The sequence below is a fragment of the Mucilaginibacter sp. KACC 22773 genome (assembly GCF_028736215.1).
Taxonomy (GTDB): Bacteria; Bacteroidota; Bacteroidia; order Sphingobacteriales; family Sphingobacteriaceae; genus Mucilaginibacter.
Map to the genome: position 1 here is coordinate 1,865,140 of NZ_CP117883.1, position 11,185 is coordinate 1,876,324.

The 11,185-nt window shown below is 42.5% G+C and carries 7 protein-coding genes; 5 read left to right on the top strand and 2 right to left on the bottom strand.

All coding sequences use genetic code 11. The features are described from left to right. Nucleotides 1–341 precede the first annotated feature (341 nt). The 5 genes from PQ469_RS08260 (at nucleotide 342) to PQ469_RS08280 (ending at nucleotide 7,811) form a co-directional block, all read left to right on the top strand. Nucleotides 342–929: an RNA polymerase sigma-70 factor gene (locus PQ469_RS08260; protein WP_274212522.1), complete on the top strand. Its 588-nt coding sequence runs from the start codon at nucleotides 342–344 to the stop codon at nucleotides 927–929. 59 nt (nucleotides 930–988) lie between these two features. Continuing rightward, the gene (locus tag PQ469_RS08265) at nucleotides 989–2,062 is read left to right on the top strand and encodes a FecR family protein (protein ID WP_274212523.1); all 1,074 of its coding nucleotides are present in this window, start codon (nucleotides 989–991) and stop codon (nucleotides 2,060–2,062) included. A gap of 223 nt (nucleotides 2,063–2,285) precedes the next feature. Continuing rightward, nucleotides 2,286–5,633 (top strand): SusC/RagA family TonB-linked outer membrane protein, encoded by a 3,348-nt coding sequence (locus PQ469_RS08270; RefSeq protein ID WP_274212524.1) that lies wholly within the window; start codon nucleotides 2,286–2,288, stop codon nucleotides 5,631–5,633. An 11-nt stretch (nucleotides 5,634–5,644) separates the two neighbouring features. Further along, on the top strand, nucleotides 5,645–7,093 hold the full coding sequence (locus PQ469_RS08275; protein WP_274212525.1) for a RagB/SusD family nutrient uptake outer membrane protein: 1,449 nt from the start codon (nucleotides 5,645–5,647) through the stop codon (nucleotides 7,091–7,093). Nucleotides 7,094–7,118: 25 nt separating this feature from the next. Continuing rightward, nucleotides 7,119–7,811 carry a fasciclin domain-containing protein gene (locus PQ469_RS08280; RefSeq protein WP_274212526.1) on the top strand — a complete coding sequence of 231 codons (693 nt, stop codon included), beginning with the start codon at nucleotides 7,119–7,121 and terminating at the stop codon, nucleotides 7,809–7,811. Between the two features lie 133 nt (nucleotides 7,812–7,944). Here the strand turns inward: PQ469_RS08280 and PQ469_RS08285 are convergent, their stop codons facing one another. Continuing rightward, nucleotides 7,945–9,768 carry a glycoside hydrolase family 35 protein gene (locus tag PQ469_RS08285; protein ID WP_274212527.1) on the bottom strand — a complete coding sequence of 608 codons (1,824 nt, stop codon included), beginning with the start codon at nucleotides 9,766–9,768 and terminating at the stop codon, nucleotides 7,945–7,947. Nucleotides 9,769–9,843: 75 nt separating this feature from the next. Next, nucleotides 9,844–11,181 (bottom strand): vanadium-dependent haloperoxidase, encoded by a 1,338-nt coding sequence (locus PQ469_RS08290; RefSeq protein WP_274212528.1) that lies wholly within the window; start codon nucleotides 11,179–11,181, stop codon nucleotides 9,844–9,846. Nucleotides 11,182–11,185 lie beyond the last annotated feature (4 nt).

An 11,185-nucleotide genomic window follows, 5' to 3' on the forward strand; every position in this document is an offset into this window, starting at 1 on the left:
GTAATGGTAGCACTTCTGATTCTGGTTCAGACAATCGTGGTTCGAGTCCATGTGGGAAAACCTTGAGCGGACAGAGACGGATTTTCGTCTCTGTCCGCTTTTTTTTTTGATACCATTGTTATAGCAAGGAAGTATTTTATTGGGCGCAGCAATTTCCTGATCTTCCCTCCATCTTCGCTTTAAGACCCGCCTCAACAACCACTGCTTGTTCGAATTGTAAAAGCAGATTAGTAATAAGCTATTATAGTTTACTTCTGCTTTGTTTTTCTCAACTAAATTTAGCGTAACCAATTGTATGCATTTCCCCCCTGTAAATGCGCGTACCAAAACCTCATTAAAGAATGTTAAATATTAATATTAAAGATCTATTAATAAAAATTGCGCGTGACAGTGATCTGGCATCTTTTAAAAAGATCTACTTTTTATACTACGAAAGGTTGTTGAAGTTAGCCTGCTCCTACGTGAAGGTAACGGAGGTAGGCGAGGAGATTGTGGACGACGTTTTTGTGAAAATATGGGCTAACCGGGCCGGGCTAACAGAAGTGAACAATTTGACGGTTTATTTATATGTAGCGGTAAAAAACAGGGCCATCAATCATAATTTGTCAAATCGGATAACTTGTGTTGATATAGAATCGGTTAGTTTTGAGCTTAAAGATGCCAATGGTTCTGTTGAGGATGTAATCATCACCGATGAACTCGCAAAAATCATCAATTATACCATACAGCGGCTACCCGATGAATGCAAAGTAGTATTTAAATTAGTTAAGGAAGACGGTTTGAAATATCGTAAGGTGGCCGAGATACTAAATATCTCAGTTAAAACCGTTGAGTATCACATGAAAAATGCGCTTAAGGCAATAGCCACGGCAATATCTGCATCGCCTCATCACCATAAAAGAACAACAAAAAAAGCATCCTCAAATTAAATTTTATTTTTCACTGGGGTATTTTCATTTTCTCCTGTCCTTGTTTCTGAAGCAAAAAAATGGATCAGGACACTATTTGGACACTTGTTGGCAAAAAACTTAATAACGAGGCTACTCCCGAAGAGCTTCGTCAACTGCATCATTTGCTCATGCAGCCCTGGGCCGATGTTTATTCCATACAAATATTAGAGGCCATGTGGCGGCAAAATCCCAATAAGCCACCCCGTTTTATTCCGCATAAACTTCAGCAAAAATGGGATAAACTCGAGAGCCGACTCGAAACCGGTAACACAGATTCCGATACATTTCAAAGCCCTGCTAACGAGGCTGTCCCCCGGAATAAAAATACAAAGCGTAGGGTTATTCAGGCACTCGTTGCAGCGGCTTGCCTGGTGTTTGCCCTATTGTCTTTTTTTTATTGGAAAAATTATTCAGGTAACTATAATGTTAAAACCTATCAAGTTGTAGCAGCTGGAAGAAACATTAGCAAGATTGTATTGCCCGATGGCACTAAGGTTTGGCTTAACGCAGGGAGCGAAATTTTTTACAAAACAAATTATGGTAACGGCAACAGGGAAATACGCCTGACCGGCGAGGCTTTCTTTGATGTTGTGAAAGATGCCGAACATCCATTTATTGTAAATACGGCTTCTATGCGTATAAAAGTGCTGGGCACTGCTTTTAATGTCCGGTCGTATGCAAACGACAATGTTTCTGAAACATCACTGATACGGGGGAGAATAGAATTGATTACCACTACGGGGCCAAAACAACGGATTATATTAAAACCCGCCGAGAAATTGACAATCCTTAATCCCAAACACAATCATAACAATAAAGACGAAGCCCTGATTACCTTGAGCACTTTGCGCACCGCAAAAACCGACTCGTTGCCGTCAGAAGCGCAATGGCTGGAAAATAAACTGGTATTTGATAACGAGTATTTTGATGAAGTGGCAAAAAAAATGGAAAGATGGTATGGCGTTTCCATTTCATTTAAAAATGATGGGTTAAAGGAGAAAAAGTTTAGCGGGAAATTCACCACGGAGTCGCTAAGTACAGCGTTGGAGGCACTAAGAGCAACCAGCAATTTTAATTTTTTGATTGAGTACAAAAAGGTGATTATTTACTAACCAATAATGTTAATACCTAAAAATATGCCTATGATAAAATTTGAACTTTAAAACTATTAAACCAAAAAAGCGGAGAATGTTGTCGCATTCCCCGCAATAATTGGTACCGCAACTACGAGTCTTCTTAAACCAATAATTAAAGTAACCTAAATACTAAATTATGAAAAAAAATGCTTGCCGCATAAGTAATGTGCGGTTGCAATGCCTATTAAAAATATTACTCATGACAAAGTGTACCTTAATCCTGATAATTATATCTGCATTTCAGGTTTTTGCAAAAGGCTACGCCCAGGATAAAATTAACGTTAATCTTCATGATGTTTCGGTAAAAAAGGCGATTACCGAAATTGAGAAAAAAAGCAGTTATCGTTTTGTTTACAACGACGATGCCCTGAATGAAAAGAATATTGGCAACATCATCCTTAAAAATGCTTCGATAAGCGAGGCGATGGATGTATTGCTAACCAAAACAGATTTAAAATATAAGCTGGGCAATAACAACCTGGTTATAATTTTTGATAAAACCTTACAGCCGCCGCCCCGGTATATTACCGGGCGTGTAACTGACGATAAAGGCGGGCCGCTACCGGGTGTAAGTGTAAGGGTAAAGGGGGCGCAAACGGGTGTTGTTACCGATTTAGACGGAAAATTTACCATCAACGCGCCGGATAACGATGCTGTGTTAACGTTCTCATTTATCGGCTTTATATCTACAGAAGTAGCGGTTGGCGATCGTAAAACTATCAATGTTACACTAAAGGAATCGTCTACCGATTTAAACGAGGTAGTGGTAACCGGGTACGGTCAATCGGTGGTAAAACGCGATTTAACCGGGGCAATATCAACCGTAACTGCCAAACAGATAGAAGAACGCCATCCCATAAACCTTATCGATGCTTTACAATCACAGGCATCAGGCGTATTGGTAGTAAATGACTCGGGCGAGCCTGGCGCAACAGGCTCTATTCAAATACGCGGCGGATCTACTTTTTCAAGTGCAGGTAACTCGCCCTTGTTTGTAATTGACGGTATTTTAAGCCAAAGTGCCGATAACGTAAACCCCAATGACATCCAATCAATTGAGGTGCTAAAAGACGCTGCATCCGCCGCTATTTATGGTTCGCAGGCAGCCAATGGTGTCATATTAATTACAACCAAGCGTGGGCAGCCGGGTAAGCCGCTTATTAACGCCCAGTATGCCCGCATTTTTGGCGTAATGGCCCATAAGCTGGAGCAGCCAAACTCAAAAGACCTGCGTGTTGAAAGAAATTTGTACAACGGTAATAGCCCCGATAAACCAACCACCACAAACGACTCATTAAATGTGGTTTTTAACTCAGATAACGATAATCAGAGCGTAATTACACAACTGGCCAAAAAAGATATCATTGATTTTGGCGTGAGCGGCGGCGAAAAAAGCGTACAATACTACTCAAGCATAAGGTATATTAATGATCAGGGGCTGATAGTTAACAGCTATTCAAAAACGTTGCAGGCCCGTTTTAATTTAGATTACCAGGTATCGCCTAAGTTTAAATATAGCAACCGTTTATCTTTTGGTTTCAATACCAACAATAACATTAACGAAGGTAATACCATTAACCAGGCATTTCAGCGGCCGTCAAACTTAGCGTTGTATTATCCCGATGGTACCTTAACCGGTTACATTAGCGGGCGTCGCAACCAGTTGTCAGTTGCATTACTGGAGGTTAACGTAACCAATACGTATACCGGCGATTTGTTTAACCAGGTTGATTATAGCATTACCAAGGACCTGCGCTTAACCAATAACTTCGATTTTGGTTTATCAACGCCCCATAATACTTTCTTTGATCCTAAATTATTAAGCAGTGCCAACCCGTTGGTTAATTCGGGGAGGGAGAATTTTGCCGTTAACACCAACTGGGCATACCAGGGATTTTTAAATTACAATAAAACATTTGGCCAAAACCATTCCATATCTGCCGTAGCAGGTATAAGTGCCGAAAAAACGCAGAATAACAGCTTTAAAATAGCGGGTACAAATTATGCAAACGAAACTATATATACCTCAAACGTTGCCGGTACTGTAGATTTGACCAATACGGGTACCGACGCCGGATCAACCAGCCGCGAATCATTTTACGCCCGTGCAGGTTACAACTACAAAAGCCGGTACATCATCAGCGCAGTTTATCGCCGGGATGGATCGTCAAAATTTGGTTCATCCAATCAGTTTGGTAATTTTTATGGCTCATCTGCTGCCTGGCGCTTCTCCGACGAATCGTTCATGAGTTGGTCTAAAAAAGTCCTGGGCGATGCTAAGCTGAGAGTGAGCTATGGGCAGGTGGGTAATGATCGTATTCCGGCCAACTCCAATCTGCTGATTTATACTTTTGGCTCGTCCTTTTATAATGCTATCAATGGCGTAGTTTTAAGCAACCAATTTGGCAATACGCAATTAAAATGGGAGAGTAACATTCAGAAAAACATTGGTTTAGATCTTCAATTCTTCAATTCCCGGCTCAATATAACAGCTGATTATTATCAAAAGGTAACTAAAAATTTGCTTTATCAACGTAATATTCCCGTGGAGACGGGTTTTACCAACGTATATGTAAACGTTGGCGATATTGCAAATAACGGCTGGGAGTTTTCTGTAAACGCAACACCGGTTGCTGCCAAAAACTTTATCTGGAATATTAACGCGAGTTTATCTATCGAGCGCAACAAAATCAGGAGCCTTTACAATCATCAACCATTTTTGGCCACGGCAGGAGGCGCTACCTACCTGGTTCAGGAGGGCGGCAAAATCGGCGATTTTTATGGCTACAAGGGCCTGGGCGTTTACAGGTATGATGCCTCAAACGCTTATGACGGTGATTGGAATAGGTTAACACCGGTTGGCGTATCTGCCGATGGTAAAACTGCCACGGGCTATGAGCTGAACGGTAATACTTATACGGGTACAGTGCACCATATGTACGCTGGCGGAGCTTTATTGCTGGGGGGCGATATGATATTTGACAACGTTAAAAAGGATAGCGTGATTGATGCTAACGACAGGCAGATCATTGGTAATGCCCAGCCATCGTTTTACGGTGCTATCATCAATACGTTTACTTACAAACAATTTAGCTTGTCGTTTACGCTTAACACCACCTGGGGCGGAGAGGCTTATAACAGCCCAAGGCAAACTTTAGATAACCTGGCAACATCGGGCATTGTTGCCGATAATAATACCACTTATAATTCGTGGAAAAACCAGGGGGATATTACCAATATACCTTATATGGGCCGTAAAAATTCAACCGCGAATTTCCCGGGCACGCAAACCAGGTTCCTGGAAAATACTTCGTTTATAAGGCTAAGCTATGCAAAGTTTACCTATAACCTGCCTGCAAATATAGCTTCGCGCATTAAACTCAAAAATATTGGGGCGTATGTGTATGGAGCAAACCTGCTCACCTGGACAAATTATTCCTGGTACGACCCTGAGTTTTCTTCAAGTTCGGCATTAACGCCCGGGAATGACAGTGGCCGGTACCCGCGGAGGCGCGAATATGGTTTTGGAATAAACGTTAATTTTTAATGAATTTAATCATGAAAAAAATATTACACATTACTTTTTTGATGCTTTCCATTGCGTTTTTTAGCTGCAAAAAGCTGTTGGATCAGCCCCCTAAAAGTCAGTTGGCCAGCAGTAAATTCTGGAAAACAGCCGATGATGCCAAGGCCGGTATAGCCGGGATTTATGATGGCATTCAGGATATGTTTAACACCCAGTATATTTATTGGGGGGATGGCCGGAGCGATAATCTTACTTTTCATCCTACCTATAATGATGGCCTGCCCCTGGCACTAAACGTATTAACGCCCACTACCACCGGTGCCGACTGGACGCTGATATATGCTGCTATAAGCCGGGCTAATTTTGCCATAAAATATATTCCTGCTATTGATGGTATCGATCCTGTTTTGTCAAAGGATCTGCAGGCGCAGGCCTTGGGTATAAGGGCCTACTGCTATTTTTGGTTGATACGGCTTTGGGGAAATGTGCCAGTATGGACAGAGCCTTATGAAGATTTAAGTACCGACCCATACAAGAGTGTAACGCCGGCGGCTGATATTGTAAAAAACGTCATCCTTCCAGATTTGCTTAAAGCTTATGACCTGTCTGACCATACAGCCGCCGTAGTATGGAATCTGAATTCAGGTGGGATTGCAGCCATGTTGATGGACGTTTACATGTATAACCACGATTATACTAATGCCTTATTATGGTGCGACAACCTGTTTAAATTAAACCGTTACAGTTTGGAAGCCACCGCCAATTGGAAAAACAATTTTATTGCCCCAACAAATACAAAAGAGAACATTTGGAGTTTAAACTGGGATTTTACGGTTGATGGCGGTAACAAAACCTCGCAGGAGATAGGTGCCGGTGATACCAATAGTGATTTTGCTGTTGATCCGGATTTATGGACCTATTATACAACGGTAACGGCTGATATCAGGGGCTCTCAGAGTGTTGATTTTAAAGTGAGTAACCACGATAAAATATTAAAGTATTATGCCCCAAACCTGGATAAGAACGGTAACCAGATTTATCCTCCTTCGCCACAGGCCAACTTGTATTTTCCGCTGTATCGCCTGGCCGATATTTACCTGCTGAGGGCCGAAGCTTTAAACAAAACAGGCGACCTTGCCAACGCCCTGGTTTATCTGAATAAGGTACATACCCGGGCGGGCCTGCCTGCGTACCAGGCAAGCGATTTTGCCAATGCCGATGCCATGCTTTACGGCAGCCCGGTAAATGCCAACGGTATCCTGCGCGAAAGGCAGTTGGAATTTTTCTGCGAGGCGAAGCGCTGGTTTGATTTGCAAAGAAACGACATCATCATCAGCACTATGGATCCGGTGATCAGGAACAGGCAGTTGGCCAAGGGATTCCCTTCTACCGGTTTTGGCGATCCGAGAAAGGTATTGTGGCCAATCAATCAAAACGTATTAAACGCTAATACTAAGCTAACTCAGAATCCACCTTATTAATCATGGCATTTTAAAACAATATCAAATGAAAAAGATAAAACAAGCATCCATATGGTTAGTTTTTGCAGGCTTATTAATAAGCATGGCGGGCTGTAATGTGGCCGGATTAAAGTTGCAGGAAAATGCCGATTATCACCCTTATGTGCTCGATCCGCATATTGATAAAACCACCTGGCAATACATTAAGGACCGCAGCTACAATTTTGCCGGTAAGGATACCATTTTTAAACTGATGCGGCAGGCTATTGAATATTCGGGGATAGATACAAACCTGTACATTAAAACAAACTGTACATTTATCCTATTGCATAACGATGCCATTTACAGAACCACCCTGGTAAATAAAGTGCCCACAATTACAGCCGATTGTTACTGGGGGAAATACCTGGTAAATGGTGTTCCGGGTAAAAAGTGGAGCGATTACCCCAAAGAGCAGGTTAAAAATTACCTGTTGTATTTAATTGTACAAGGGGCGTATTCATTTAATAACTTATCGCCTGGTAACGTGGTTGCTACCACACTTGAGCCGTTAAATTACGATCCGTTAAACCCTACCTCGGTGATGACATTACGTGTTAACGATGACCAGAATTTTACCATGCGGTTAAATGATTTTCCGAATTCTGTGGGATATGTAAGTGTACGAACAAGCAATATTTTGCCCGTGAACGGAGCCATACAGGTAATAGACAGGGTCCTTTTCTATCAAACTAAATAATACCTAAACTTTATTTGATGCCTGCCGCATCGGAAAATCTGCTGTGGCAGGTTAATCAAAAATTAAAGCACTGATGATAAATTCCGGTTGTGGAATAGTATCCATATGGATTTATCATTAGTGCTTTTTGTTTTTAAAGCTGTAGTTGATCTAATACCGGCTTACTCAAGCCGGATAGTTGATTTTGTTCCGGTTTCAATAGTTCCAGGATAACGATATCATTACGTCCTTTTTTTAGCCATTCTGCAGGCAGGTATAGGGTTTGCTGCGGGCCAATATTCCAATACCGCCCCAGGTTGTGCCCGTTCACCCAAACCGCACCTTTGCCCCAGTGGCTCAGGTCAAGGTAGGTATCTGCAACCTTGCCGAGGTTAAAACTTCCCTTTTTAATTGATGGCGAACTGGGTTTATGTTTAGCTGTGCCAAATTTCACTGTATTTAAGTTGTTGAAGGGTAACGAATACATTTTCCAATGCAGCACTTCGTTGCCGGCAAAAAGAACCTGTTGGGTAATGCCCTTTTTATTTTGTAACAGGTACTTGCCGAAGTTGATTCGGCCAAGGTTTTCAACCAAAATATCCAAAGTTACTTTTCCGGCTGGCAAAGTAAGGGTTAAGCTATCCTGGTTCTGCCGGCGATCAAGCGTGCCAACGGTTTTGCCATTAATCATCACTACCGCATAGTCTCTTAATTCTTTAAGCTTAAGTACACCGGTTTTACCCCCTGTGATTGCACTACGGTATAATACAAAGCCATAGTCCTGGCGCAGGTCTTCAAAAGTAAGCGGGGTTATATTTGCTTTGGGGGCGGGCAAGGCATTCAAAAGGCTTAACGAACGTGCAAACTTAATAGCCGGTATAACTACAGCCGGTTTAGCTGCCGGAACAGCAGGCAGCTTCACGCTGGCCGGCAAGTGTTTTTGTATTACCTCCCTGAATTTCATGAACTTTGAGGTGGCATTACCTGCCTCATCCAATGGGGCATCATAATCATAGCTGCTGATTTGCGGCTCGTAAGGAGTTCCGTCTTTATAATTGGCGCCGTTCATGAATCCGCGTGTTGTACCGCCATGAAACATATACATATTGATAGATATACCTGCTGCCAATACAGAATCAAGGTGACCTGCATAATGTTCGGCTGGTACGGTATGATGTTTGGTGCCCCACCAATCAAACCAGGCCGGGTACCATTCGGCAATATAGTATGGGCCTTTACCATCATGGTTGTCGTTGATGATTTTTTTCACCTTAGCGGGGTCATCCAGCCCGTTAACGGCCGGGAGCAGGCCAGGCAAGTGGCCTTTTACCAAATCGGGTGCCGGATCGCAGGTGTACAGCAAGCCATCGAAACCGGCCTCTTTAAAGAACTTTTGATTGATAGCAAGGTATTCCTTGTCGCTGCCGTAGGAGCCGTACTCGTTTTCTATCTGTACCATTAATATGTTACCACCGTGGTTTATTTGCAGCGGGGCCAGTTGTTTGCCTATCTCTTTAATATAGCTTTCATATTCTTTAAGGTACCGGGGCTCTTTACTGCGTACTTCTAACCCTTTTTCGTTTTGCAGCCAATACGGATAACCGCCAAATTCCCATTCGGCACATACATAGGGGCTTGGGCGCAGTATTACCCATAGTCCTTCTTCCCGGGCTATGCGCACAAATGCTGCTACATCGTTATTTCCTGTGAAGTCGAATTTTCCTTTTTGCGGTTCGTGCAGGTTCCAAAACACGTAAGTTCCTATAGTATTTAGTCCCATCGCTTTGGCCATTTTCATACGCGAGCGCCAGGCCTCGCGCGGTACCCGGGGGTAATGCATCTCGCCCGATATCATCTGGAAAGGTTTGCCATCCAATAAAAAGGCATCGTCACCTAACGCAAAGGTATGGGTTTGAGCAATTGTGTTAATGACATTTAAAAGGAACAGTATAGATAGTGCAAGGTATTTAAGTTTCATATGGGCATTATTAAAGTGTGAGTTGGGTTAGCATTAGATTGGGACAGAATAGATTGCAGGCAAAAATTATTTTATTTAATGATGTATCGACGGGTTTTCATACTTGGCCAATACCCATTGGCCAACTTTAACTCCTTGTATTATGCCATTATCAATTGCATCTTTAAAGTGAATGCCACCCCAAAAACGGGACATACCTGCTTCGGTAGCGGCCTGTGTAAATGAATTGAAACTGCGGGGGGCAAGGCCATATTTTTGTTCCACATTATCGGTATAATGGAAATTGTTGCCGAAGTAATGGCTAAGTATTACTGCTGATGCCGACGATATAACCGAGTGGCCGCTGATGTACTCAGGGAAGGGCGGTGTTTGCAGCAGCGGCTTCCAGTTAACATCAATATATTTACGTATTGCAGTTTCAGGGCGCACCCTGTTGGTGCGGTATTTATCGTCCCAGCAACATATAAAACCATCCAGCAATCCAATGGCCACCATGGTATGAATCTCCAGCGCTTTTGAAAAACCGGTTTTTGTTTGTCTGCAGGCTATACCGGTAATCCCCATCCAGTGTGCGCCTGGCGAAATCTTTTTTAACCCTATCAGCATGTGCCCGTTATCCTGAACAGCAAATGGATTGCAATCCCAAAAGCCTGCTATAGTGCGTTGCTCGGGTGTTAATCCTTCGGCGCTTGCTTTATAATTCATCATCATGAATTTATAAAAGGCGCTATTTTTATCGGCCGAAAAAGGTATAGGGGGGGCGGGCAGAAACTGAGAGGCCGAATCAAGCGTGAGCGGACGAATAGTGTTAAAATAAGGCTCAACAGGGGCCATATAAGCCGGTGGGGTAGGGTCCCAGGTCCCCTCTTTGCCAAGCGGGGTGTACCTTGTATAATTACTAATCCTGTTGTATTTGTCTTTTTTAACATAAGCCAGTATCTGCTTACTGATAGCCTGCGCATAATGTTTTGAGCTGTCGATAACCTCGTCGGTAAAACCTATCTTTTTACACGAATCCAAAAAACTCTGCTCATATTTTATTAATAAGCTACCTGATGGCTGCAGCTTTCCGGCAGTTTCCATCATGGCTATTAATGCGCTTAACTGGTAGGCATATCCTTTGGCATAAGCCGGTTTTTTAACAACAGGGTATTCATTTAAAACGCCATACATGCTTTTAACACTTTTGTCGTTTTCCGAAATAACTTCATATCCTGCAAGGCAGGTATATGAAAAAAAACGAGCGGCTAAAGGAGGGTTGGTTACATCATGGATCATAATAACCGTCATATGATCAATTACCTTGGTAATATCGGCGCTTGTTAATGCCGGCTGAGCCTGCTTTTTATTACAGCTGTTATATAAAATAGCCGTTGTAAACAGGATAGTTGTTAAAAATGCCTTCCTTTTCATAAAA

Coding starts and splice junctions, on each gene's coding strand:
- PQ469_RS08260 (WP_274212522.1), top strand. CDS start 342: ATGTTAAATATTAATATTAAAGATCTATTAATAAAAATTGCGCGTGAC.
- PQ469_RS08265 (WP_274212523.1), top strand. CDS start 989: ATGGATCAGGACACTATTTGGACACTTGTTGGCAAAAAACTTAATAAC.
- PQ469_RS08270 (WP_274212524.1), top strand. CDS start 2,286: ATGACAAAGTGTACCTTAATCCTGATAATTATATCTGCATTTCAGGTT.
- PQ469_RS08275 (WP_274212525.1), top strand. CDS start 5,645: ATGAAAAAAATATTACACATTACTTTTTTGATGCTTTCCATTGCGTTT.
- PQ469_RS08280 (WP_274212526.1), top strand. CDS start 7,119: ATGAAAAAGATAAAACAAGCATCCATATGGTTAGTTTTTGCAGGCTTA.
- PQ469_RS08285 (WP_274212527.1), bottom strand. CDS start 9,768: ATGAAACTTAAATACCTTGCACTATCTATACTGTTCCTTTTAAATGTC.
- PQ469_RS08290 (WP_274212528.1), bottom strand. CDS start 11,181: ATGAAAAGGAAGGCATTTTTAACAACTATCCTGTTTACAACGGCTATT.